The sequence below is a fragment of the Nitrosomonas sp. Nm166 genome (genome assembly GCF_900112825.1).
In the GTDB taxonomy this organism is placed as follows: domain Bacteria; phylum Pseudomonadota; class Gammaproteobacteria; order Burkholderiales; family Nitrosomonadaceae; genus Nitrosomonas.
In genome coordinates, this window is the sequence record NZ_FONE01000003.1 from 37,695 (window position 1) to 63,746 (window position 26,052).

The following is a 26,052-nucleotide window of genomic DNA, read 5'->3' on the forward strand; positions in this document are numbered from 1 at the left end:
CAAAATGACTCATATCCAGCCTTCCTGTAGCATGACATTACCTACCAGATAAGCGGTAGCCTCGGCGCTCTGGGCAATTTCAACAGCCAGCCATTCACGGTCAATTTGATGACTGTCCAGGCGGGATAATTGTTGACTGAGTTCTTCGCCCGTTGCTGAACGTCCCAATGTCCGGGTATACATCGTTTGCACATAATCAGTATTGGATAGTGCATTCAAACCAGCGCGTTGCTGAAACCAATCCAGAATAGCATCATGGCTTACCTGAGCACTCAATGCTTCCCGTCCTGATTGCCATTCTTCCACAGTAGCATCGCGGTTAAAAAAGCTATGTACCAGGCGCGCTAAAATAGCTTCTATCTGATCATGCGCAATCGCCACCGTTTCGCTACGATCAAAAGCGATCATTTCGGCATTTTTGAGACTCAGCATGGCGCCATCATTGAAGCGGGTTAATTCCAGGTGATCATTGACAAACTCCAGGTGAACATCATCTCGCCTGCCTGCCATATACAGTACGTCATGACCGGCGCCGCCATCGGCATTCAAGGCCAATCCCAACGGCAAATAGCCCTGATCGTCACCATCATCGGTATTCACGGTGCGGGTAGCATCCAGCTGGATAATGGCTGGATTGGTTTCCAGACCGGCCAGTAATTCATCCTGGCTGACGTCTTGCAGATTGACAGCTTCGGGAAGGTTGTAAAAAGCAGTTAAAATATCGTCTGTCGTAGCACTTATCCAATTTTGTACCGCATCGCCTTCAGTACCTGTTAAATCACGCCCCAGCCAGGTTTTAACTAAATGATGCGCGACCGCTTCAGTAGCAGAATGGGCTATGGCCAGGCTGGGGCCAGCAGTAAATCGGATTAGCTCAACATCGGTGAAGGTATCCATATCACCATTCGTGTGTGTCAGCGTAATCACATCGCCATGCACCGTAATCTGATAATCTGATAATTGCCCGTCCTGGGATGCGCTATCGAAACCCAGGCCGCCATTGAGCTGATCATTATCAGTGCCACCACTTAATCGATCATTACCGGTACCACCGAAAACAATATCATCGCCTGCATCACCGGAGGTTTGATCGTTGCCACTCAGGCTGCCGACCGTATCCTTACCGCCACCACCCAGCAAAATATCGTCGTCAGCACCGAGCACAATAAACTGATTCTGATCATCGCCGACAACGAAATTTTCGCCATTACCGCCGACAACCCGCGTAGCTCCGATAATCGATGCAAAAGCAACATCGTCTAATTGAATAATGGTGCCGGATGGGAGGTTTCTGACATCAACTATCAAGACTTGCTTGCCATTGTTATCGCTATTTGATCCAGAAATAATGATGGGGATATTCGGTACCTGGCTATTATTGACTGATGGCGTAATGGCTTGAACCGTAATGCGCTCGTCACTGCCCAGTGTCGATAGAAAACCCCTGGTCTGGCTAATCATTTCCTGATTTAGATGGCTATCCGAATGGGTCTTTTGTTCAATCTGCCGGATGAGATCCTCGGTAGCATCTTGCAAATTCAGCGATTGAGGTTTTCCTGCCACATTCAAGCCTACACCAGCAGGCAAGCTGACGGTCAGTGTGACGTCACCGTTTGAATGAGTGATGACTGGAATATCAGCATACGCTCTGAATAAACTGTTTGAATCATCTTGCCGGTTAATACCGACAGGCGGAACTGTAGTTACCACTGTACCGTTCGATTGCGTTGTTGCACTGATGGTTACGCCGTCGACGGTCGTAGTGATAGGGGAAGTATTGCCTCCGCCACCTGAGCCGCTTGATGAAGTACTTGGAACGGTCGCAGTAATCCCGTTATCGACCAGATCGGCTCCGGTAACTGTAGCATCCGCGCCTGCTGCCCAGTCTTCGGCTGCAGCCAAGTTATAAGTTGTTGCATCGCTGGAGGCTGTGCCACTTTTGTTGATGATCTGATTGATCGCTGTCTTGTCAGTTGCACTTAAGGTGATGGTAAATGCCGTGCCGGAGGTAATCTCGACATCCGCGGAATCGGTCAGGGTATAGGTGGCGCCACCTTCACCGGTGAAGGTGAATTTGGAGGCATCGATGTCGTTGGCGGCGCTTTTCAGAAAATCAGTACCGGTAACCACCAGTACGCCAGTGCTGGCGTCATAGGTTGCCGAGGTGATGGCAGGTGCGGCGACATTGGAAACGGTAATGCCATTACCAATAGCATCAATCACATTGACAGCCGCATCCGCGCCTGTGGCCCAGTCTTCGGCTGCAGCCAGGTTGTAGGTTGTTGCATCGGTGGAGGTTGTGCCATCTTTGTTGACAATCTGATTGACAGCAGCTGTGTCGGTATTGCCTAAAGTAATCGTGAATGCCGTGCCGGAAGTGATTTCGACACTGGCGGTATCGGTCAGGGTGTAGGTAGCGCCGCCTTCACCGGTGAAAGTAAACTTGGAGGCATCGATATCATTGGCTGCGCCATCGCTTTTCAGAAAACTGGTGCCGCTGATTACCAGCGTACCAGTGCTGGCATCATACGTTGCCGAGGTAATGGCAGGTAGAGCGACATTTGAAACGGTGATGCCGTTGCCGCTGGCATCTGTGGTATCGCCGGTAGTTACATTCGTATTCCAGCCATCGGCGGCGGCCAGATCGTAAGCCGTGTCACCAGTAGAGCTGGTGCCATCTTTATTGATGATCTGGTTAACGGCCGCCTTGTCGGTACTGCTCAAAGTGATGGTAAATGCCGTGCTGGAGGTAATTTCAACATCGGCGGTATCAGTCAGCGTATAGGTAGTGCCGCTTTCACCGGTGAACGTAAAGCGGGATATATCGATGTCAGCACCGCCGCCATTGGCTTGCAGATTGGTAGCGGTGACGGTCAAGGAGCCCGTTGAGGCATCATAGGTGGCTGAAGTAATTCTCGGATTGACTGAAACCGTCATGGCATTGGTGGCGTCGCTGATGTCGCTGTCTATATCCGCGCCTGCCAGCCAGTTGTCGGCTGCAGCCAGGTTATAGGTGGAACTGTCCGATGACGTGGTGCCAGTCTGATCCAATAGTGCATCTACATTCGTTTTGTCTATCCCAGATAATGTAACGCTAAAGGAAGTCGCCGAAGTGATTTCGACATCCGAGGCGCTGGTGATCATATAAGTGGCATTTGCAGTACCGCCGGTCAAAGTCAATGTGGAAATATCAATGTCGTTATCCGCGCCAGCCTTGTTAAAGAGATTAGTGCCCGTAACAACCAATAGGCCAGTTTCAGCATCGTAAGTTGCCGAGGTAATGGTGGGTGTCTGAACATTACTCACCGTTATTCCGTTACCGGTGAGATCAGCAACAGTAGTGGAAGAAGCGGTACCGGTCATCCAGTCTTCAGCAGCCGCAATATTATAAGTAGTTGCGCCGGAAGAAGCGGTGCCATTCTTGTTCAACAAGCCATGTACCACCAACTGGTCAGCAGCATTAAGCGTCACACTGAAGGAAGTCGCCGAAGTAATTTCCGCATTCGCTGAAGTCAAGGTATAACTGCCGCCTTCTCCTGTTAACGTGAGCAGGGAAACTGCAACATCGTTGGTTGCACCACTGCTGGAAACCAGATTTGTGCCGGTTACCGTCAGGATGTTGGTGCTGGCGTCAAAAGTGGCGGAAGTAATCTCGGGAGCGGCATAATTGCTGACCGTGATCGCATTGCCGGTGAGGTCGATCACGGCGACCGCGGCATCCGCGCCCACCGCCCAGTCTTCGGCTGCGGCCAGATTGTATGTGGTGCCACCGACTGCTGTCGTGCCGTCCTGATTCAACAATGCTTCTACGTTGATCAGATCGTCGCCAGTCAGCGTGACCGAGAACGATGTTCCCGATGTGATTTCGACATCCGTTGTGCTGGTCAGCGTGTAGGTTGCGCCGCCTTCGCCGGTGAAGATTAGCTTGGAAACATCAATGTCGTTGCCAGTACCGCTATTTTGTAGAAAGCCGGTACCGGTCACCGTTAATACATTGCTGTTGTAATCATAAGCAGCTGAGGTGATGGTGGGTACGGCTACGTTGGATATGGTTATACCATTACCTGTGGTATCGGCTACGGTAACGGCCGCATCGGCACCCGCTGCCCAATCTTCAGCGGCGGCCAGGTTGTAAGTTGTCCCAACCGTAGAACTGGTGCCATTTTTGTTGATGATCTGGTTGATGGCCGCCTTGTCGGTGCTGCTCAGCGTAATGGTAAATGACGTGCCGGAGGTAATCTCGACATCCGCAGTATCGGTCAGTGTGTAAGTAGCACCGCCTTCGCCGGTAAAGGTGAATTTGGATACATCGATGTCATTGGCAGCGCCGCTTAAACTCAGAAAACCAGAATCGGTTACTACCAGCGCGCCGGTGCTGGCGTCATAGGTTGCCGATGTGATAGCAGGTGCAGCGACATTGGATACAGTAATGCCATTTCCTGTGGTATCGGCCACATCAACAGCCGCATCCGCACCTGCCGCCCAATCTTCCGCAGCGGTCAGGTTATAGGTAGTACCGCCTGTTGATGAAGTGCCATTTTTGTTGACGATCTGATTGACGGCGGCCTTGTCGGTGCTGCTCAAGGTCAGGGTAAATGACGTGCCGGAAGTAATCTCGACATCGGCGGTATCGGTCAAGCTATAGGTGGCGCCACCTTCGCCGGTGAAGGTGAACTTGGACGCATCGATATCATTGGCAGCACCATCGTTTTTCAGAAAACCAGAACCGGTGACTACCAGTGCACCAGTACTGGCATCATACGTTGCCGATGTGATGACAGGTGCAGCCACGTTGGAAACGGTAATGCCGTTTCCGGTCGTATCGGCTACATTGACAGCCGCATCAGCACCTGCCGCCCAATCTTCTGCGGCGGCTAGGTTATAAGTTGTCCCACCCGTGGAACTGGTACCGTTTTTGTTGACGATCTGGTTGACGGCCGCCTTATCGGTGCTGCTCAGCGTAATGGTAAAGGCCGTGCCGGAGGTGATTTCGACATTGGCGGAATCAGTGAGCGTGTAAGTTGTGCCACCTTCACCAGTAAACGTGAATTTGTTGGCGACAATGTCATTAGTTGCACCGCTTAAACTCATAAAACCGGTACCGGTGACTACCAGTGCACCGGTGCTGGCATCATACGTTGCCGATGTAATGGCAGGTGCAGCCACGTTGGAAACGGTAATGCCATTTCCTGTGGTATCGGCCACATTGGCAGCCGCATCAGCACCTGCCGCCCAGTCTTCTGCGGCAGCTAAATTGTAAGTTATCCCATCCGTGGAACTGGTGCCATTTTTGTTGATGATCTGATTGACGGCCGCCTTATCGGTGCTGCTCAGCGTAATGGTAAAGGCCGTGCCGGAGGTGATTTCGACATTGGCGGAATCAGTGAGCGTGTAAGTTGTGCCACCTTCACCAGTAAACGTGAATTTGTTGGCGACAATGTCATTAGTTGCACCGCTTAAACTCATAAAACCGGTACCGGTGACTACCAGTGCACCGGTGCTGGCATCATACGTTGCCGATGTAATGGCAGGTGCAGCCACGTTGGAAACGGTAATGCCATTTCCTGTGGTATCGGCCACATTGGCAGCCGCATCAGCACCTGCCGCCCAGTCTTCTGCGGCAGCCAGGCTGTAGGTGGTGCCTCCGGTAGAACTGGTACCGTTTTTGTTGACGATCTGATTGACGGCTGTCTTATCATTGCTGCTCAAGGTCAGGGTAAATGACGTGCCGGAGGTAATCTCGACATCCGCAGAATCGGTCAGCGTATACGCCGCACCACCCTCACCAGTAAACGTGAACTTGGAGGCATCAATATCATTGGCGCCGCTTAAACTCAGAAAATCAGTACCGGTGACTACCAGTGCACCGGTGCTGGCGTCATACGTGGCTGATGTGATGGCTGGCACTGCAACATTGGAAGCCGTGATGCCATTGCCGGTAAGATCAGCCACACTGACAACCGCATCGGTGCCTGCTGCCCAATCTTCTGCGGCAGCCAGGTTATAGGTGGTGCCTCCGGTAGAACTGGTGCCATTTTTGTTGACGATCTGATTGACGGCTGTCTTATCATTGCTGCTCAAGGTCAGGGTAAATGACGTGCCGGAGGTAATCTCGACATCCGCAGAATCGGTCAGCGTATACGCCGCACCACCCTCACCAGTAAACGTGAACTTGGAGGCATCAATATCATTGGCGCCGCTTAAACTCAGAAAATCAGTACCGGTGACTACCAGTGCACCGGTGCTGGCGTCATACGTGGCTGATGTGATGGCTGGCACTGCAACATTGGAAGCCGTGATGCCATTGCCGGTAAGATCAGCCACACTGACAACCGCATCGGTGCCTGCTGCCCAATCTTCAGCGGCAGCCAGGTTATAGGTGGTGCCTCCGGTAGAACTGGTACCATTTTTGTTGACGATCTGATTGATCGCTGCCTTGTCAGTGCTGCTCAAGGTCAGGGTGAATGATGTGCCGGAGGTGATCTCGACATTGGCGGAATCAGTGAGCATGTAGGTGGCGCCGCCTTCGCCGGTGAACGTGAATTTGGACGCATCAATATCATTGGCAGTGCCGCTGGCTATGAGGAATCCAGAACCGGTGACCACCAGCGCACCCGTGCTGGCGTCATAGGTTGCCGATGTAATAGTGGGGGTTGCGACGTTGGAGACGGTAATGCCGTTTCCGGTCGTATCAGCCACACTGACGGCCGCATCGGCGCCTGCTGCCCAGTCTTCAGCGGCGGCCAGGTTGTAGGTGGTGCCTCCGGTAGAACTGGTACCATTTTTGTTGACGATCTGGTTGATGGCCACCTTGTCGGTGGTACTTAACGTAATGGTAAAGGCGGCGCCGGAGGTGATCTCGACACTGGCAGTATCGGTCAGCGTGTAAGTGGCACCGCCTTCGCCGGTAAAAGTGAACTTGGAGGCATCAATATCATTGGCAGCACCGCTGGCTATGAGGAATCCAGAACCGGTGACCACCAGCGCACCCGTGCTGGCGTCATAGGTTGCCGATGTAATAGTGGGGGTTGCGACGTTGGAGACGGTAATGCCGTTTCCGGTCGTATCAGCCACACTGACGGCCGCATCGGCGCCTGCTGCCCAGTCTTCAGCGGCGGCCAGGTTGTATGTGGTGCCTCCGGTAGAACTGGTACCATTTTTGTTGACGATCTGGTTGATGGCTGCTTTGTCAGTTGCACTCAGCGTAATGGTAAGTGCCGTGCCGGAAGTAATCTCGACATCGGTGGTATCGGTCAAGCTATAGGTCGCACCGCCCTCGCCGGTGAAGGTGAATTTGGACGCATCGATGTCATTGGCAGCACCGCTGGCTGTGAGGAAATCTGATCCTGCTACCACCAGCGCGCCAGTGCTGGCGTCATACGTTGCTGAGGTGATGGCAGGAGCAGCCACATTGGAAACGGTAATACCGTTGCCGGTCGTATCGGCCACATTGACAGCAGCATCAGCACCTGCTGCCCAGTCTTCAGCGGCTGCCAGGTTATAAGTGGTGCCGCCTGTTGATGAAGTGCCATTCTTGTTGACGATCTGGTTGATGGCAGCCTTGTCCGTGCTGCTCAAGGTGATGGTGAATGCTGTGCCGGAGGTGATCTCGACATTGGCGGAATCCGTGAGCGTGTAGGTCGCACCGCCCTCACCAGTAAACGTGAATTTGTTGGCGACGATATCATTGGTTGCACCGCTCCGACTCAGGAAGCCGGTGCCGGTGACCACTAATGCACCGGTGCTGGCATCATAAGCAGCCGAGGTGATGGCTGGCACTGCAACATTGCTGGCAGTAATGTTGTTAAAAGTATCAGCAATGTTAGTGTTGCCAATAACGGTGTTCCAGTCATCGGCAGCACTCAAGATATAAGTGGAGATGTCCGTGGAGCTTCCACCGTTCTTGTTGACGATCTGGTTGACGGCGGCTTTGTCAGTTGCGCTCAGCGTAATGATGAATGCTGTGCCGGAGGTAATCTCGACATTGGCCGTATCGGTCAAGGTGTGAGTGGCACCGCCTTCGCCAGTAAAGGTGAATTTATTGGCGGTGATGTCGTTGGTGGCGCCGCTGGCTTTGACGAAATTGGCTCCGGTGACCACCAGGCTCCCTGTGCTGGCGTCGTACGTGGCGGATGTGATGGTGGGTGTCTGCACGTTACTGACGGTAATTGCGTTGCCAGTCGTGTCCGCATTGCCGCTTTGAGCAGGATTCCAGTCAGCGGCGGCGGCAATGTTAAACGTTGTAGCGTCGACGGAGGAGGTACCGTTTTTATTCAGCAATCCTTCTACATTGAGTTGATCCGTTGCATTCAGAGCAACGGTAAATGAAGTTGCTGAGGTGATTTCAACGTTTGATGAAGTGAGCGTATAGGTTGCACCGCCTTGTCCAGTCAGCGTCAGTTTGGAAACATCGATGTCGTTGAACGCGCCGGATGTGGCGGTCATGTTGGTGCCGGTGACGACCAGCGAGTTGGTGCTGGCGTCGTACGTGGCGGATGTGATGGTAGGAACCGCGGCTGCGGAAGTGTCAATGTCATCGATAGTAAGCTCTACATCACTGTCAAAAGCAAAGCGTATTTCATCGATATTGTTGAATGCAGAGTTAAATATTAATGATCCGCTTATACTAGGTGCTACGTTGCCTTGCTGTGTATAGCTGATGTTTCCGGCAGCATCGCTGGTGGTTAAATCTACAGACTCCGAAGCGACAACCAAAACGCCATCCCGGTAACCTGAAATTGCCAGAGAAGTTGAATTACCATTCGGGCCATTGTCAATATTGAATGAATTGAGCTGAAAATCGGAGCCATCTGAGGATTTGAAAAAGAAATCGGTTACCGAAAGGCCACCATAATTAAGAAGAATGGATCGTCCGCCAGATTGATTTAAAAGAAGTGAAAATTCTGAATTGCTGGCATTGACGATATCAATCGAGCTGCTGGCACCGAATGTCCATCCGCTATAAGTAGCCGACGTAACATTCTGGTTATCGACTAACGATCCGCTATCGAAGTTTGTAATCGTCATTGAATCGCTCCTTTTCCTTTAATCACATTACAGCCATGTCTCGATTTTTCTAGTTGTACTGTTTGAGTAGTCATATTCTGATACCTTTGTAGTCTGGTTTCCCTCAAGGAAATTTATTTAATCTTCCTGCAAGTGCTGTGCAACTTTCTGATCCAGCTCGGCCAGCCATGTTTCTGGCATCACGACCAGTATTTGTTGCAGCATTTCTTTTGCTGTCCTGATTTCTTCAGGATTCCTGGATCGTTGTATGGCTGCAGAGAGCCATAGATAGGCCTTGGCGAGGTGTTCCGCTGATAGCTGATTGGTTTGCGGATCCGGTTCTGCATGATAAAAATGTTTTCCCGCCTGGAAATAAGCCGGCACAAATTTTCGTCCGGCGGCCTGTTCAAACATTTGCCGGGTTTTTTCCGGTGTGTGGCCTTCCACTAAGCCTTTATGCAAAATAATGCCTAGATAGTAAAACGCTTCAGGTGCCTGTTTTTGTGCTGCGATTTCAAACCAGCGATAGGCTTGCCGCATATCCTGAACGGATGGATCACCTTGTAGATAGAATTTTCCTAACCATATTTGCGCAGGGATGGAACCTTGCTGTGCAGCGGGGTGACAAAGCGCAAGCGCTTTACCAGGATCCTTGGAAACACCGTTTCCGGTCATATAGAGATTACCGAGGTGGCAGTAGGAATGAAGGTGTCCAGCCTGCGCCGCTTTCTGATACCAGATGGCAGCTTGTGCAAGATCTGGAGCGCGATGCGCGCCTTCCTCAAGGCAGGCGCCGGTCAGATGCTGGGCTGCCGGAATGCCACCTTGTGCCGCCTTTTCAAACCACTCGCAGGCGGTTGCCTGATCAACTGCACGTCCCCAGCCATTCTGATAAAAAAGACCCAGCGAGAATTGCGCCAATGCATTGTGATCATTTCCGGCTGCAGCATGATATCCGGTAAAGGCTTTATCATAATCGCCTGATGCCAGCGCTGCCTGGGCATCTTTCATGATCTGACTGCTATCCGCTTGTGCATATGCGCTGCCTTCGGGCAGCAGCATGATCGGGTATAGAAATAACAGCAAAGCTTTTTTCATTTTTTTGTGACTGGAAGTCACCGGCTAATTGCTGTCAATGGTGGATTGATCCGTTACTCAATTAAGCCGATGATTTTCCTGTTTAATCTAAGGAAACGCTGATTAATTGACTGCACGGGCGAATCGCTTCGTTGCGCGGTACTCGCTTCCTCGTCTATCTGATTGATATGTCTCGGTTGCTGCGTTCCGTGCGCCTCGCGCTTCACCACGTTCGCCGAATTAATCAGCGTTTCCCTAAAAGATTTGTTGTTTAAGGCCGTGAAGGGAAGATGCCTTGCCATGCAATAATGCAGTTAACCGTGGTGTATGGCTGCATGATTGAAAACGGTTGAGACCCTCCGGCATTATCGACGGTGACCGCGGTGCTTGTCGTGGTGGTGACATTCACGCCATTCAGGGTGGTTTCAATCGAGGCTGCATTCATGTTGACATTGGGCGCCGAGGCAGAATAGGCGGAATTCAATCCTTTCGCATTCGCTAATGAATTCCCTTCAGCGGTTTTTTTATCAGCATCGCTATTCACTGCTTTGAGTATTGAAGTTGCCGTGGCACCGGGCGCTACTGCCGAAGTAGAGGTCGAAACGGCGGTGGCCGGATGGGTGTGTGTGGGCATATTATTCACTGTCAGTGCCATATTCTCCGTGCCACCGGTTTGCCCCAGTGTGAACATTGAACCACCCAGATGTTGGCCTTGATGAACAGCTACTTTTCCGCGCATGTCTGGCAAGGCAAAGTTTGTCGTGCCATTGCCGCCATAAGTCGTACCAATCAGCGCAAAAAGCGCCTGATATTGACTGATGGGGAGTAGCTGCCCGTCACATGGATACCATCCGTTGGGTGCAAAATTAAATGCCACATAGTTGATTTCACCCACAAAGGGTTCCATGCCGGCTGTGGCATGATCCGGTGTGGCAATCATAAGCGCCATGGCTGCCGTGAGGGTTAAAAAATCCTGGGTCTGCTTTGTGTGTTTCATGAATTTTTCCTTTTAATCAAGATGGGAGTTGCCGCTGCTGAGTTTTCTTCTTTCTCAATGCAAGAGGATGAATATCGTAGCAGCATACCCATCCGGTCAAAATGTTTGAGTAAGACGTTTTATGCCTTTAATTTCACGGAAAAGGTCGGATAACTCCCCTCTGATCCTGAATTAAAATAAGTAATTACTTAGATTTCAGCTACAAGATTGTCAAGAGGATTTTTCGAGCGTAGGATTGACTCCGTTATTTTAAAAAATAACGGAGTAGATACTTCTTTCAAGTAGATTTTTTGATAAATTTTTTGAAGGAGTCTTAAAATGGCAATAACAACAATCAATTTATCCAGTCTTGATGGTAGCAATGGTTTCCGCGTGGATGGGGCAGCGGCGTATGATTTATCGGGTCGTTCTGTCAGCAATGCCGGAGATGTCAATGGCGACGGCTTCGATGATGTGATTATCGGTGCGTACGGTGCTGACCCGAACGGTGATTTGTCCGGCTCCAGTTACGTGGTGTTTGGCAAGGCTTCCGGTTTTGACGCAACGTTGGATTTATCCAGTCTCGATGGCAGTAACGGTTTTCGTATGGATGGGGTGGCAACGTATGATAGATCGGGCAGATCGGTCAGCAATGCGGGAGATATCAACGATGATGGTTTTGCTGATTTAATCGTCGGTGCTCGTACAGCTGACAACTACTCCGGCTCCAGTTACGTGGTGTTTGGCAAGGCTTCCGGTTTTGACGCAACGTTGGATTTATCCAGTCTCGACAGCAGCAACGGTTTCTCTTTGGAGGGAGCGGCCGCAGGTGATTATTCGGGCACTTCGGTGAGCAACGCAGGAGATGTCAATGGCGATGGGTTTGCTGATTTGCTTGTCAGTGCAACTGGAGCTGAACCGAACGGAATCTACGATGCTGGCTCCAGTTACGTGGTGTTTGGCAAGGCGTCCGGTTTTGATGCAACGTTGGATTTATCCAGTCTCGATGGCAGTAACGGTTTTCGTATGGATGGAGTTGCGTCGGGTGATGCGTCGGGCAATTCGGTCAGCAGTGCCGGGGATGTTAACGGCGACGGTTTTGTTGATGTGCTTGTTGGCGCTTTCCATACTAACCCGAGCGGCCTTAACTCCGGTTCTAGTTACGTGGTATTTGGCAAGGCTTCCGGTTTTGGCGCTACGCTGGCTCTATCCAGTCTCGATGGCAGTAACGGTTTCCGCATAGATGGGGAAGCTGCGTTTGATTCTTTGGGCAATTCGGTTAGCAGTGCTGGGGACGTCAACGGCGACGGTTTTACTGATTTGATCGTTGGGGCATATAGAACTGACGTGAACGGATATAGCTCTGGCTCCAGCTACGTGGTATTCGGCAAAGCGTCTGGATTTGATTCCACGCTGGATCTGTCTAGCCTCGACGGTAATAACGGTTTCCGTCTCGATGGAGCGGATGGTGACAGAGCGGGTTCTTCGGTCAGCGACGCCGGAGACATAAACGGAGACGGTTTTGGTGATTTGCTCGTCGGTGCTCCTGAAGCTAGTCCGAATGGCCTTGTCTCCGGCTCTAGTTACGTGGTGTTTGGTAAGGCTTCTGGTTTTGACGCAACGCTGGATTTATCCAGTCTCGATGACAGCAATGGTTTCCGCCTGGATGGGGTGGCGGAGCGTGACTATTCGGGCAGATCGGTTAGTAGTGCAGGCGACGTCAACGGCGATGGCTTTGATGATTTGCTTATCGGTGCATACGGTGCTGACCCGAACGGTGATTTGTCCGGCTCCAGCTACGTGGTGTTTGGCAAAAGCGACTTTGGCGGCGGCAGTGTGATTGAGGGCACGCCCGGGGATGATATTCTCAAAGGCACACCGGCGGCAGAAGTCTTTGAGGCGGGTGACGGCAATGATCGAATGATCGGCCGCGGTGGCGCGGATGAGTTTCATGGTGATGCAGGCAATGACTATATTCGGGTATCCGACCTTGGCTTCCGTTTAGTGGATGGAGGCATTGGCAATGATACCCTGGCTTTGGGCGGCAGCGGTTTGAATCTGAATCTGACCGATATGGCCGGCAAGATCAGCGGCATCGAAGCTATTCGCCTGTTTGGCACCGGAGACAATACCTTGACGTTAACGGCAGCGGATGTACTCAATCTGTCGGATACTATTAATACCTTGAGAGTCAATGGCAATGAGGGTGATCGTATTGTTGGATTAAGCCATGGCTGGGGAGATGGCGGTGTTCATGGTGATTTTCATACTTACTTTAATGATGCGGCAGTGCTGCTGGTTGGCGTTCACGTGGCAACAGATTTTGCTTAAACGACGCTGAATGACTGTCATTTCGAGCGCAGCGAGAAATCTGTGTTGTTGATTCCAAAGATTCCTCATTGCGTTCGGAATGACAAATGCTTAAATTGCAGCGTTTTGCCGGATTTCTCCGGCGTTTCCGGGGAAAAAATCATGAAATTCATGTCATTATTTGTGATGAAAGCATTGGTGTCCGGGCATTGACAATACGATACCTGCCAAAATTCAGCGCTGGCTAGTCGATCTGCAAGATTTCTTTCAGCACTCTTAACAAGCCCATTGTATTTGCTCATGATTCCCGGTTATAGGGTATGAAAGTATTACCTTCACGCGTCAATAATTGCATTAGTTTAGGATGGATGAACAGCTTTTCCCGTCCTATTTGCTTTTCTACCAGCACGCCAATGCTGGCAAGTTCCTTCAAATAGTTTGATGCGGCCTGGCGCTTGGCGATTCCGGCTTGGCTTAAGTTATGGATGCGGCAATAGGGTAATTCGAAAATCAAATTGACCAGTTCATGGCTATATATTTTAGGCGCTTGCAGGCGTATATGCTCGCGGGTATGGTCTGACAGTGCGCGAATTGCAGCGATTTTGGCTATCGTCCAGACAGCAGTTTCCTCTACACCCTTAAGAACATAAATAAGCCATTCCTCCCATGCTTGTTCCCGGGTTACTTTCAATAACAGGTGATAATAGTCGGCTTTATGGCCAATGATGTAGCGGCTAAGATACAGGATCGGCAGGGTCAGCAGGTTTTCCTGAATCAGGAACAAGCTGTTGAGTACCCGGCCTGTACGGCCGTTGCCATCCGTAAAGGGATGGATTGCCTCAAATTGGTAATGCGCGACGGCCATGCGTACTAACGGATCCAGCTCAATTTGTTCGTGCAAGAAACGCTCCCAATTGGCTAGCAGCGAACGAAGAAGCTGCTCACCAACCGGCGGTGTATAAATCACATCACCAGTCCGATCATTCGCCAATGTAGTGCCAGGCACTTTGCGCACTGTCATTTCCACGCCTTTGATCTGGCTGCATACCGCTTCTGCGGTGGTGGTATTCAGCGGACGATCACGTAAGGCCACATAACCCTTAAGTAATGCATGGCTATAGCGCAAAGCTTCTCTGGTGGCAGGATCCGCCTGTCCTTCTCCATGTAAGTGCTGAAACAATTGATCGGTTGTTGTCACGATATTTTCAATCTCAGAACTGGCGCGGGCTTCTAGCAATGGCAGCGTGTTAATCAACATACCCTGATTAGGTATCAATTCGGCAGCCTGCTTAAGCTCAGCCAATGCTGTTCTGGCTGCAATGCACTGTTTCAAGACAGCCTTGGTTTCCAAATCAACCTTGGGCGGCAATTCTGGCAGCGTGTTATAGGGTTGATCCGGTTCCCAGGCCATTTTAAATCATGCTTATATTTTTTGATTTTATCGACACGTTCCAAGCTTATGTCGATATCAGCGACACGTCAATATCATATATCGATACTTATGGGTTTTATCGACACATTCCTGGTTAACAAGCTGCTGAAAATGGTTCCGAAGGCAGCCGGTTGCTTGCAAAAACGGGTGAAAAAGCGCAGCGTATGCTTGATAAATGAGCATGTTGCGCCTGTAGAATATTTACTTTGTTATTTTGAAAAATACCGGAGGCCGGTAAATTGGAATTCACAGGCTTACCCCAATCTACTGACACTAAAATGTTCATGCACTAATTTTATTCCACAAGTTAATTTCAATGGCATGTTTTAATTGGTTGTGCCAAAATGATAAATATTATGCCAAAATTATTCACACAAACCGAAGTTCAGCTCGATCCCCAGGGACGCTTGGTGATACCTGCACCGCTCAGGCGCTCGCTGGGATTTGAGTCTGGAGATCACTTAATTGCCCGTATGGAAGATGGGCGTTTGATTCTGGAAAAAGCCAAAACGGTCAAACAGCGTCTCAAGAATCGCTTTGCTCATTTGCCACCAACTGCCAGCTTGACTGAAGAACTGATTGCGGAGCGGCGGGAAGAGGCGAAGCGGGAAGCCAATGAATGACAACTGTTCTTGACGCTTCCGCTTTGCTCAGCTTTTTGCAGGACGAACCAGGGAGCGATCAGGTGGAGGCGATTCTGCCGAAAGCGATTATCTCCAGCGTCAATTGGGCTGAAGTGGTGCAAAAATCGGTTATGGCGGGCGTTGATGTCAACGGAATGCGGGATGATCTTGAAGCGCTGGGGCTGAAGGTCTTTCCCTTTACCGCCGAGGAAGCCGAGCTTGCTGGCCGGCTTTGGCAACAGACCCGGCATGCTGGCTTATCGTTGGGAGATCGTGCCTGCCTGAGTGTAGGCATTCAATTGCAAGCCCCCGTCCTGACTGCGGATCAAATCTGGACTACGCTGGATTTGCCTGTTACTGTGCGGTGTATTCGTTAGAAGGCCGTTGAAAAACTATCTGCGTTGCCGCTACGGTGTTAAAAACAGGCTCAAAATGCTTATTTATTACGCATAAACTGCGCTTTTTCGCCTGTTTTTGCCTTGTATCGGCTGCCTCTAAAACGTTTTTCAAAGGCCTATTAGGGCTTTAACCAGGCTGTTAAAAACAAGACCGGCAGAACATTCGATGCCGGACGGTTAGAAAAAGAGTATCAATCAATATCTCAACAGACAAACCGATCAGGCTGCCAGCAGAATTTTTCCAGCGTAATATTTACTTTGTTATTTTGAAAAATACCGGCGGCCGGTAAATTGGAGTTCACAGGCTTATCCCAGTCTACCGGCTAGAACAATTGCGCATAGCTTCAGTTGCTTTGTTATTCATCCACCGGGAACCGGTTTTATTTTTCTATCAAATTATCTGCTAGTAATTCCCTGGCCCAATCGGGCATTGTATGTTGCTGAAAATTAATGTGGTTATTACTGATTACAGCAACTTGCTGAAACGGATTATCGGCGCTCGAATTATTCAGAATATAAGCACGGTCGCAGAGCGGTAGCGTTTGCTTGATAAGCTTTAATACTCTGGGAATCTGGCTAATCACTTTTTCATCCGGAACAGCGTGTCCGCCTTTGCTGACACGCTGCGCTATGCGTGCCTGATTGAGTGCACTATCGCTCAGGTGAATGAATACCAGAATGATTTCATAACCCAGCGTTTTTGCTTGTGCGATAAAATCGATTTCCGAAGGATGCGAGAACGCTGTCTCAAAACAAAAGCTCCTTCCTTCCTGCAGTAGTTGCAATCGCATTTGTTCCGCCAGAATTGCTGCCTCATAGCTGTGGGCTTCCGGTGCATGAGGATACTGCAGTTTTGCCACGATATCGGCATTCACAAACGGCATGCCTCTGGGCGCCAATTGTGTGCGGTAAAAGGTGCTTTTGCCCGCACCATTTCCACCTGCCAGCACCCAAAGTTGTTTTTTTTGCATTCAAAGTACTGCTTCGCTCATTTCAATGAATTCACCTTGCTGGAATTTTCCGGTTTTTATTGTTCCATCCGGACTGATTTGTTCCAGATAACCAGGGTGCGTTAATGAGATCTGATACTTTATCGAACTGCTTACTACTGATTGCGGCAGTGTCCCATTCGCACGCTCAGTTTCAAGCGACTGAAATACTGCAACAGGATCAATGGGTTCACTATGGATGGGCTCAACCTTGATTTTTGCCAGGCCCGCTGAAATCGACAATAGGTCATCCGGGTCCAGTATCCGGGATACGTTACGTCCCATTTCTGCCCAGTATTCAATCTGCTCAGCTGTGCTGCGATGAAACCGCTCACCGGCCAATGCTGCAGCCTGCATCAAATCTTCCTGCAAACGAATAGGAGAAGCCGACTTTGCCATGGTTTTACCTCATTTTTTTGAAAAAGTAACCATTTGATTGTAGCAATTTGCTACAAGATTCTCTATATTTTTGATTCTGTTCATATCAAGAAAAAACTGTCCGATTGTGTCGGCAACATTTTGTCCGTAGAGCAGCCTGTCCAGGTGTAGCGCTTTCGCTGAGGGTAGATGATCATGGTTGCTGATGCTTGCTGAAAATAATGAAGTCATTCAAGCGAAATAACCAGTTTCTTGCCCAGTGCTGCGGCGACCTTTTCAAGTTGTTTCAAAGTTGGGGAATGATGTGCGTCTTCCAAACGTTTTGCGGCTGGCCAGGAAGTCTCCAAAGCGCGTGCAATTTCAGCCAGAGAACGGTCTCCACGTGCCAATCGAACCAGCAAGGCGGACTATATCCGCGCGTCCGGGGTAAAGTAGTAGGGACTTAGGAATAACTTTAATCTGCTCAGTTCGTTACACCTGGTACCTCAACAGTAATTCCATCGGTTTCTGTCATGTCCCCTCACTTAGACCAGATCGTTTAGTCAAATCATTTAGCGTGCTAGTGCCTCGCGCACCAGACGCACTCCGACCAGCGTGTAGCGCGAGCTCGGCGAAATCCAGTTGCGATAGGAGGAACGGGCATATAAGGTCCAGGTATGCCATGAGCCACCCCGTCGTACTCGCACGTTACCATCGGCTGGTCCTTGCGGATCGTCGACGGGCGATCTCGCATAATAATCTTCAGCGTACCAGTCCGAAACCCATTCCCATACGTTGCCGTGCATATCGTAAAGTCCCCACGCATTTGGCGCAAAGCTGCCAACGGGTGCAGTGAAGGCAAAATGATCATGACCTGATAACGCAAATTCGGCCCAGCGTAGCCAATACGCCTTGGCATTCGAATCAAAGACATTGGCGACTTTTAGCAAGGATTCCGGATGATCGCCGCTTGCATAGCGTGTGCGCGTGCCAGCGCGGCAGGCATATTCCCATTCCGCTTCTGTTGGTAAGCGATATTTGACATCTTCCTTTTCGCTAAGCCAGCTTGCCAGAGCCACTGCATCGTTCCAGGTTATGTTGACGACTGGGTGATCATCTCCCTGGATAAAACCTGGATTGCGCCACGAGTATTTTGGGTCACGGCCTTCGAAAGCATCACCGCTAACGGATTTTGTAGCATCATAATGTGGGTTGTATCCGTAGCCCCCGGTTTCATCGGCTACCGATTCCGGGACATAGCCCGAAGCTTCTATAAATTGACGAAACTGTCCAACGGTCACCTCAAACTGACCCAAGTAAAAAGCTTGCGTGATACGCACTCGATGCACAGGTGCTTCATCCTCAAGTTCCGAAACCCGACGGCGCTCATACTGCGGATAGGCTTTTGATAAAACATCCGCTGATTCATCGCTGCCCATCCAGAATTCACCGGCAGGAACCAGTATGAATTTCATGCCCAACGAATTCTCGACCCTAGTGGGTAATACACTTTCATTGACGGCAAGCACCAACGTGGATCTGACAAAAATGACACCAAAAAACATCGCTGCATACACCAATCGCCGCATGAATTACCTCCGCTAAGGTGTGGGTCACTTAAATATGGGTAAGTTTGAAGTGATGGTGATGCATAGTCATGACTCAAACAGACTCTGATAATACGTCAGGCTGACTGAGATGAGTAAAATTTTTATGAAGCGGTCAACCCGTCAATCCAGTGGCAGTCTGAAACCAGACATATGCCACCCAGGTCCTTTTTTGCTGGCCTCAGTTCAGCAAGCAATTTTTGTGCTTCATCTGCATGACAGGCAAGAATGACTGAAACATTCTCATCGGCCATCAGTACATCATCAGGATTTCGTACCCCTCGTGATCCATATCCGCCGGTGTTCTTGATAACCGTATATCCACTTACACCGCTTCTTTCTAATAATTCGATTAATTGTTCAAGTTGTTCTATTCCGGTCACAATTTCGAATCTTTTCATTAATATCATGCTATTCATATTCATTTTTCCTCATGAATGATTAATATGAGTATAGCGAAGCTGGTTATTTTTAATAGGCTGCACCGTGTTCCCATTTCGCCATTGCTTAATAAAGGAAGCTCTGAATAAGTGTCTGCGCAAGTGAGTTACTGTAGGCGGTGTTCGGAAATTCATCTATCTATCTGATGTGCCCCATTTCCTGCGTTCCTTCTGCCTTGCATCTCATCGTGCTCGACGGCTTATTCAGAGCTTCCTAAACAGGAACATCGATAATATATGCTAAAGGGAAATGTTACACTCAGGGAAACACTGATTGATATTGCGGGTCTGTATTAAGGTACAGCGATTCGCAGCCGCAGCTACTGCCGTAAAGAAATGAGTAGTATTCGAAATCCGCCGATGTGGCAGTCTAACGAGGCAATCTGATGAAATTGAGTGATCTGAAAAAATGGACGAACTATTGGGAGCAGCTCCAGGCAGCGTTGCTGGAACCCAAAGTCGACAAGCAATTGCTGGAAGCATCTTTGCGCGAGGCGCGTGCAAAGATGCCGGTGCCCGTATTGTGGTTGCTGGGTAAAACGCAATCCGGCAAGACTTCGATTATCAAAGCATTGACTGGCAGCGAAGCGGCCGAGATTGGCAATGGTTTTCAGCCGTGTACGCGCAATTCCCGTTTTTACGATTTTCCTGCCGAGGTGCCGGTGGTCAGGTTTCTCGATACGCGGGGTCTGGGCGAGGTTTCGTATGATCCCGGCGAGGATATTCACTATTGCGAATCTCAGGCGCATTTGCTGGTTGCGGTCATGAAGGCGGCAGATATCAACCAGACAGCCGTGTTTGACGTGCTGCATACTATCCGCCGGCGTCATCCCGAATGGCCGTTGCTGATCGTGCAAACTTGTCTGCATGAGCTTTATCCCAATGGACATGAGCATATACATCCGTGGCCGTATGCGGATGAACCATTGCCGGATACTGTTCCGCTTGATTTACGCCGCGCTTTGCTGGCGCAGCGTAGCGCACTGAAACAAGTGCCAGGTTTCGCGCTGGTGCGCTGGGTAGCGGTCGATTTGACGCTGCCTGAAGATGGATTTACGCCGCCTGATTATGGGCTGGAAGCGCTGTGGCAAGCGATTGAATCGCTGTTGCCGTTGGGCTTGCAGCAGCAGTTAAGGGGCGATAAAGAGGTGCATGATCTGTATGCGCGCACGGCACATCAGCATATTGTGGGCTATACGCTTGCAGCGGCAGGGCTAGGTGCTTTACCTGTGGTGGATCTGGTTGCGGTATCGGCGATTCAGGCAAAACTGTTGCATAGTCTGTCGACGCTATATGGACAGCGCTGGGATAAAAGCACTATCACAGAATTTCTCGGCCTGGTAGGCGCAGGAATTGCATCCAGCTATGTCACACGGTTGCTGAGCCGTGCTGTAGTCAAAGTGATTCCTTTCTGGGGGCAGACCATAGGTGCGGTATGGAGTGCCAGTTCCAGTGGCGCTACCACTTATGCATTGGGCAAGGCTGCAATCTACTTTTTTGCCAGGCGCAAGGATGGCTTGAATGTTGATTCGGAGACATTGCGCGGAATTTATGCCAAAGAACTGGAACGCGGTGCGTTGATACTCAAGGATCGCTTGCAGGGTAAATCCTCATGAAAAAATCTCTAAGGCATATTGATCCATTGCGATTATTGGTATTCATCCTGTTGATATTGCCTGTACTGGCATTGCTGGGTTTCGGCATATTGTGGTTGTGGCAGAGTGATCATTTGCTGTACTGGCTGATTGCGATGGCCTTATGTGGCGGGGTGGGTTACGGCTTGCAGCATTGGTTGGTGCGACGTGAACGTCAATTGTTGACAGATGCAGCTACCGAACCCAATCCGGATTGGCCGCCAAGTGCGGATGCGGTATGGCAACAGGTTGAAGCATTGGCACAAACTTGTAACCCTGAAGACTGGCCGCTCGAAGATGGAACATGGGTGCTGAAACTGGGGCAAAAAACCTTAGAGACCGTTGCGCACTGTTACCATCCGGATGTAGAAAAACCACTGTTCGAATTGACGTTGCCGCATACTTTGCTGATCATCGAGCGTGCAAGCCGCGATTTGCGTCGGGATATTGCTGAAAAAATACCCTTCAGCAATCGGCTGACAATCGGTGATTGGTTCCGCATCCAGCGCTGGAAAGCCAAGGCAGAACAATTATTCAATATCTATCGGGCAGGCAGGATGATTATCAATCCGGTGAATGCGCTGCTTAGTGAAGTCTGGCAACATTTGCGGGAACGCAGCTTTGAACAGGCCGGAAATGAGCTGCACCGATGGTTTTTGCGGGCTTATGTATGCAAGGTGGGTTATTACGCCATCGATCTTTATAGCGGACGTTTATCGCTGATTGATGAAGAATCCACCACATCTCCAACACCGCTATCCAAGGCGGATCTCAGCCAAACTGAAGAAACGGCAAAGACAGTTGCGGAACCGTTACGTATTCTGGTGCTTGGGCGATCGAATGCGGGTAAATCCAGCCTGATCAATGCCTTGTTTGGTGAACTTACGACTGCTACCGATGTGCTGCCTGATACAACCGCGACACTCAAGCCGTTCGCTTTGTCGCGCGAAGGGTTAACCCAGGCATTGATTTTCGATAGCCCGGGTTGTGATAGCCCATTGTTTGACAATAAGCAGATGCTGGCATCAACCGAGAATGCCGACTTGATTTTATGGGTTAGCCCGGCAAATCGGCCTGACCGGCAGATTGAGCGCGACTGTTTGGATACCTTGCGTGCTTTTCAGGCCGCTCGAATGGATCGCCGTCCGCCACCTTTGCTGGTCGTTGTCAGTTTTATCGACCGATTGCGGCCGGTCAATGAATGGCAGCCGCCTTATGATCTGGTTCATCCGCTGAGTGTTAAAGCCAGCAATATAAACGCTGCAGTGCGGGCAATCGCAACCGATCTTGCCGTACCGGTTGAGCAGGTTATTCCTGTCTGTCTGCTGGACAGTAAGGTTTATAACGTGGATGATACGTTGTGGGCAGCGATACTGGCTCATCAGGATGAGGCGCTCAGAGTGCGCCTGATGCGCTGCCTGGATGCGAGAAAACGTGCTGAAGACTGGATCATGCTGCGGCGCCAGTTGGCCAGCGCCGGGCGATTTTTGCTGGATTTGCCAGAGATACTGGGAAAACATTTCGGACGCTAGCGGACTATAAATGTTAAAAAGCGACTACAATTTCTACTATACTTTTGTCACTGTTAATTTTGTATTACATCTTCTGAGTAGATAAGTGCGCCGAACTTTACCTGGGTTTTTCCTTCTTTTGTTACTGAATTTCATCGTTTTCATCGTCCTGGCAGCGATTCCGCACCATGCACAAGCGCAATGGTGGAAAGCGAGCCGTGAGCCGGTTGGATTGGCACCTGATCCGGCTGTAACGCCAGAAGCGATCATTCAGGTGTATGGCGCACGCGCTTATAGCTGGCGCGGTCATTTAGGCATTCATACCTGGATCGCAGTAAAGCCCACTCAAGCCAAGTCCTATACTATCTATGAAGTGATTGGTTGGTTGCAACGACGGCAAAGGCCAGTGCTGGCGATTTACGAGAATGTACCCGACAGGCGCTGGTACGGCAATATGCCAGAGTTATTGCTGGAGAAACGTGGTGACAGTGTGGACGCGCTGATTGAAAAAATTGATCAGGCTGCGCGCAGTTATCCCTACGCCAGAAATTACACCCTCTGGCCAGGACCCAATTCCAATACCTTTACTGCCTGGGTCTCACGGGCTGTTCCGGAACTTCAACTGGATTTACCGCCAACGGCGATTGGCAAGGATTACCTCGGTTACCGGCTGGTTTCGCAAGCACCCAGTGGCAGCGGTTTCCAGATTTCAGTGTTTGGCTTGATGGGTGTGCTGGTCAGTGCAGTGGAAGGCGTTGAATTCAATTTGCTAGGATTGTCTTTTGGCGTTGACCTGGATCCACTGGCAATCAAGTTGCCGTTGGTAGGGCGCAAAGAACTGGCTTGGTAGCTTCAACCTGTCATTGAGAAATAGTGGAATCGGAATACCTGAGCTCGTGGCATTTAATTGATAATTATTCTTATTCATAATATAGTAAAAAATAACATTTTTTACTGGAAACTTCGTCATGTTGAGATCTCATCTAAGTCGTTATGCGATTAAAGTTTTATTCTTATTTTCCCTGTTGGGTATGCACTTGGCGCACGCTGAAGAAGTGGTGGTTTATTCTGCGCGGATTGAGCAACTGATTAAGCCGATGTTTGATGCCTTTACCCAGGAAACCGGCATCAAAGTCAAATACACAACAGATAACGAAGGGGCATTGCTTGCCAGACTGGAAGCCGAAGGGAAAAATACCCCTGCTGATATGCTGATAACCGCAGATGTGGGTAACCTTTGGGCAGCTGCGCGGGCAGGGTTATTGAAGCCTGTCAAATCAGAAGTACTGGAAAATAATATCCCGGCGCATTTGCAGGACCCGCAGAATGAATGGTTTGGTTTGTCAATACGCGCACGTACACTGGTTTATAACACCAAAAAAGTGAAGCCTTCGGAACTTTCTACGTATGAAGATTTGGCTGATCCCAAGTGGAACAAACGACTGTGTCTGCGTACTTCGAAGAAAGTATATAACCAGTCGCTGGTAGCGATGATGATTGCCGAACACGGCGAAGCTGAAACCGAGAAGATTGTCAGAGGCTGGGTAGCCAACCTGGCGACAGATCCCTTATCGGATGACACCCGAGCCTTGGAATTCGTGGCATCTGGCAAATGTGATGTGACTTTGGTGAATACTTATTACTATGGTCGGTTGATGAAGAAAGACCCCAAGCTGCCATTGGCCATTTTCTGGCCAAATCAGAATAATGGCGGGGTGCATGTCAATATTTCCGGTGCGGGCGTTACGCGCTATAGCCGCAATGAGCAGGCTGCCATCAAACTGCTGGAATTTTTGTCATCTGAAAAAGCGCAGAACCTTTTTGCGGACGTGAACATGGAATATCCAGCCAATCCAAGAATCGCAGCGGATCCATTTGTTGCGGCGTGGGGTAGTTTTAAGCAAAACCCCATGAATCTGGCCAAAGCCGGGGAGTTACAGACAGCAGCTGTGAAACTGATGGATCGTGCAGGTTACCGGTAAAAATGCAGGGTGAGTGAAAAGGACCATGCAGCGTGTATGAGGTGGTAGAAAATAAACCATCTTCAAGCAAACATTTATTTCCACGGCCTGGTTCATACCGCTTAATGGCCATCTGGCGCTTGGTTCCCTTTATAGCGGCTGTGCTGGTGCTCGCACCCGTGGGTGTGATTGTTTCAGCGATGTTTGCGCCTACCAGTGATATTTGGCAACACCTGGTTGAAACTACGCTGCTTTCCTTGTTGGTCAATACGTTCTGGCTTGCATTGGGAGTTATCGGAGGTACCGCATTATTGGGTATCAGTTTGGCTTGGTTTACCGCCGTTTATGAGTTTCCTGGATGCCGTTTTTTTTCCTGGGCATTATTATTGCCAATGGCGATGCCAGCCTATGTGACAGCATTTGTCGCACTGGGCTTGTTTGATTTTACAGGTCCGATACAGACTGCCTTACGTACCTGGTTGGATACTGATTTATCCTGGTTTCCGGATATACGCAGCAGAGCAGGCGTCATCCTGGTCATGACCCTGGCTTTTTATCCCTATGTGTATTTGTTGGCGCGAAATGCCTTTCTGAGTCAGGGCAGGCGCTCTCTGGAGGTGGCGCAGTCTCTCGGTTTAAACCGTCAGCAAGGCTTCTTCAAAGTGGTGCTGCCGCTGGCGCGGCCGTGGATAGCCGGCGGTGTCATGCTGGTGCTGATGGAAACATTGGCAGACTTTGGTACTGTCGCAGTCTTTAACTATAATACGTTTACGACAGCTATTTACAAGGCATGGTTTAGCATGTTTTCCTTGCAGACGGCTTCTCAGCTTGCCTCCCTATTGATTATCATGGTTTTCATCGTGATTGTTGTGGAACAGCAATTCAGGTCCCGTATGCGTTATGCTGAAAGTAAGAGGAGTGCACGGACGCAGCGCATTCGACTGACCGGCTGGTATGCTTGGCTGGTTACTGGTTTTGTTCTGAGTGTATTGTTTTGGGCATTTTTGTTACCAGTTACGCAATTGTGTATCTGGGCCATACAATCGTTTACACAAGATTATGATGTAGCCCGTTACCTGGAATTTCTCTGGCATTCATTATCGTTGTCTGGTTTGGCTGCTTTGCTGACTTGCCTGGTTGTGATTGCCGTGGTTTATGCGGCACGGCGCTATCCGGGTTCAGCCATGCGCTATGCGGTACGTACGGCAACTATCGGCTATGCGCTGCCTGGCACAGTTTTAGCAATCGGGGTTTATGTCCCACTTGCCTGGCTGGATAAGCAGCTCAACGAATTAGCTCTGCAGTGGTTTCAGATTGAAACAGGCCAACTGATTCATGGTACGCTGATTACCATGCTGATCGCCTATTTGGTACGATTCATGGCAGTTGGCCATTATCCCATTGATGGTGCGATGCAACGCATTACCCACAGTATCGATGAAGCAGCCATGAGTCTGGGGTTGCATGGTTGGGCCATGATTAAAAAAGTACATATTCCAATATTGAAACCGGGCATTTTTACAGCTGCTACGTTAGTGTTCGTCGATGTCATGAAGGAGATGCCGATTACGCTGATGACCCGCCCATTTGGTTGGGATACCCTGGCTGTCCGAGTGTTTGAGATGACTTCTGAAGGGCAATGGGAGCAAGCCGCGCTGCCTGCTGTAACACTTGTATTGGCTGGATTAGTACCCATTTTCTTATTTATGCGCCAAACTGAAAAGTAAAATT

The 26,052-nt window shown here is 50.0% G+C and carries 19 protein-coding genes; 8 read left to right on the top strand and 11 right to left on the bottom strand.

Annotated elements, in window-relative coordinates; translation table 11 throughout:
• Positions 1-9 precede the first annotated feature (9 nt).
• From BM021_RS01495 to BM021_RS01505, 4 genes are all read right to left on the bottom strand, one after another.
• On the bottom strand, positions 10-9,027 hold the full coding sequence (locus BM021_RS01495) for a DUF4214 domain-containing protein (protein ID WP_256207720.1): 9,018 nt from the start codon (positions 9,025-9,027) through the stop codon (positions 10-12).
• Positions 9,028-9,144: 117 nt separating this feature from the next.
• Positions 9,145-10,104, bottom strand: a complete 960-nt coding sequence (locus tag BM021_RS01500) for a tetratricopeptide repeat protein (protein ID WP_090717953.1) — start codon at positions 10,102-10,104, stop codon at positions 9,145-9,147.
• Positions 10,105-10,157: 53 nt separating this feature from the next.
• Positions 10,158-10,385, bottom strand: coding sequence for a hypothetical protein (locus BM021_RS15105; protein WP_143074272.1), 228 nt, complete (start codon positions 10,383-10,385; stop codon positions 10,158-10,160).
• The gene (locus tag BM021_RS01505; RefSeq protein WP_090717958.1) at positions 10,355-11,080 is read right to left on the bottom strand and encodes a phage tail protein; all 726 of its coding nucleotides are present in this window, start codon (positions 11,078-11,080) and stop codon (positions 10,355-10,357) included. Before BM021_RS01505 ends, BM021_RS15105 begins: the two co-directional genes overlap by 31 nt.
• A gap of 318 nt (positions 11,081-11,398) precedes the next feature.
• On the opposite strand from BM021_RS01505, the gene BM021_RS01510 reads away from it, so the two are divergent.
• The gene (locus BM021_RS01510) at positions 11,399-13,390 is read left to right on the top strand and encodes a beta strand repeat-containing protein (RefSeq protein ID WP_090717961.1); all 1,992 of its coding nucleotides are present in this window, start codon (positions 11,399-11,401) and stop codon (positions 13,388-13,390) included.
• Positions 13,391-13,455: 65 nt separating this feature from the next.
• Here the strand turns inward: BM021_RS01510 and BM021_RS01515 are convergent, their stop codons facing one another.
• Entirely contained in the window at positions 13,456-13,671 is a 216-nt protein-coding gene (locus BM021_RS01515; RefSeq protein WP_090717964.1) for a hypothetical protein, read from the bottom strand.
• Positions 13,668-14,780 carry a protein adenylyltransferase Fic gene (fic, locus tag BM021_RS01520; RefSeq protein ID WP_090717968.1) on the bottom strand — a complete coding sequence of 371 codons (1,113 nt, stop codon included), beginning with the start codon at positions 14,778-14,780 and terminating at the stop codon, positions 13,668-13,670. The genes BM021_RS01515 and fic overlap by 4 nt, the downstream gene beginning before the upstream one ends.
• Before the next feature lie 377 nt (positions 14,781-15,157).
• On the opposite strand from fic, the gene BM021_RS01530 reads away from it, so the two are divergent.
• Both BM021_RS01530 and BM021_RS01535 read left to right on the top strand, forming a co-directional pair.
• Positions 15,158-15,424 (top strand): AbrB/MazE/SpoVT family DNA-binding domain-containing protein, encoded by a 267-nt coding sequence (locus BM021_RS01530; RefSeq protein WP_090717974.1) that lies wholly within the window; start codon positions 15,158-15,160, stop codon positions 15,422-15,424.
• Positions 15,421-15,801 carry a type II toxin-antitoxin system VapC family toxin gene (locus tag BM021_RS01535; protein ID WP_090717977.1) on the top strand — a complete coding sequence of 127 codons (381 nt, stop codon included), beginning with the start codon at positions 15,421-15,423 and terminating at the stop codon, positions 15,799-15,801. The genes BM021_RS01530 and BM021_RS01535 overlap by 4 nt, the downstream gene beginning before the upstream one ends.
• A 401-nt stretch (positions 15,802-16,202) precedes the next feature.
• Here the strand turns inward: BM021_RS01535 and BM021_RS01540 are convergent, their stop codons facing one another.
• From BM021_RS01540 to BM021_RS01560, 5 genes are all read right to left on the bottom strand, one after another.
• On the bottom strand, positions 16,203-16,793 hold the full coding sequence (locus BM021_RS01540; RefSeq protein ID WP_090717980.1) for an ATPase: 591 nt from the start codon (positions 16,791-16,793) through the stop codon (positions 16,203-16,205).
• Positions 16,794-17,210: a TA system antitoxin ParD family protein gene (locus tag BM021_RS01545; RefSeq protein WP_090717983.1), complete on the bottom strand. Its 417-nt coding sequence runs from the start codon at positions 17,208-17,210 to the stop codon at positions 16,794-16,796. It lies immediately after the preceding gene.
• Between the two features lie 206 nt (positions 17,211-17,416).
• Complete coding sequence (locus tag BM021_RS15390) at positions 17,417-17,590, bottom strand: hypothetical protein (RefSeq protein ID WP_177186269.1); 174 nt, start codon at positions 17,588-17,590, stop codon at positions 17,417-17,419.
• 150 nt (positions 17,591-17,740) lie between these two features.
• Entirely contained in the window at positions 17,741-18,757 is a 1,017-nt protein-coding gene (locus tag BM021_RS01555; RefSeq protein WP_218147794.1) for a formylglycine-generating enzyme family protein, read from the bottom strand.
• 122 nt (positions 18,758-18,879) lie between these two features.
• Complete coding sequence (locus tag BM021_RS01560) at positions 18,880-19,176, bottom strand: DUF190 domain-containing protein (protein ID WP_256207721.1); 297 nt, start codon at positions 19,174-19,176, stop codon at positions 18,880-18,882.
• Between the two features lie 425 nt (positions 19,177-19,601).
• On the opposite strand from BM021_RS01560, the gene BM021_RS01565 reads away from it, so the two are divergent.
• From BM021_RS01565 to BM021_RS01585, 5 genes are all read left to right on the top strand, one after another.
• The gene (locus BM021_RS01565) at positions 19,602-20,831 is read left to right on the top strand and encodes a YcjF family protein (RefSeq protein ID WP_090717988.1); all 1,230 of its coding nucleotides are present in this window, start codon (positions 19,602-19,604) and stop codon (positions 20,829-20,831) included.
• On the top strand, positions 20,828-22,381 hold the full coding sequence (locus tag BM021_RS01570) for a GTPase family protein (RefSeq protein ID WP_090717990.1): 1,554 nt from the start codon (positions 20,828-20,830) through the stop codon (positions 22,379-22,381). Before BM021_RS01565 ends, BM021_RS01570 begins: the two co-directional genes overlap by 4 nt.
• Positions 22,382-22,466: 85 nt before the next feature.
• A complete protein-coding gene (locus BM021_RS01575; RefSeq protein WP_256207722.1) occupies positions 22,467-23,210 on the top strand; it encodes a DUF3750 domain-containing protein in 744 nt (247 codons plus the stop codon).
• Positions 23,211-23,328: 118 nt separating this feature from the next.
• Positions 23,329-24,342, top strand: coding sequence for a Fe(3+) ABC transporter substrate-binding protein (locus tag BM021_RS01580; RefSeq protein ID WP_090717993.1), 1,014 nt, complete (start codon positions 23,329-23,331; stop codon positions 24,340-24,342).
• Positions 24,343-24,446: 104 nt separating this feature from the next.
• Positions 24,447-26,048, top strand: a complete 1,602-nt coding sequence (locus BM021_RS01585; protein ID WP_090717996.1) for an ABC transporter permease — start codon at positions 24,447-24,449, stop codon at positions 26,046-26,048.
• Positions 26,049-26,052 lie beyond the last annotated feature (4 nt).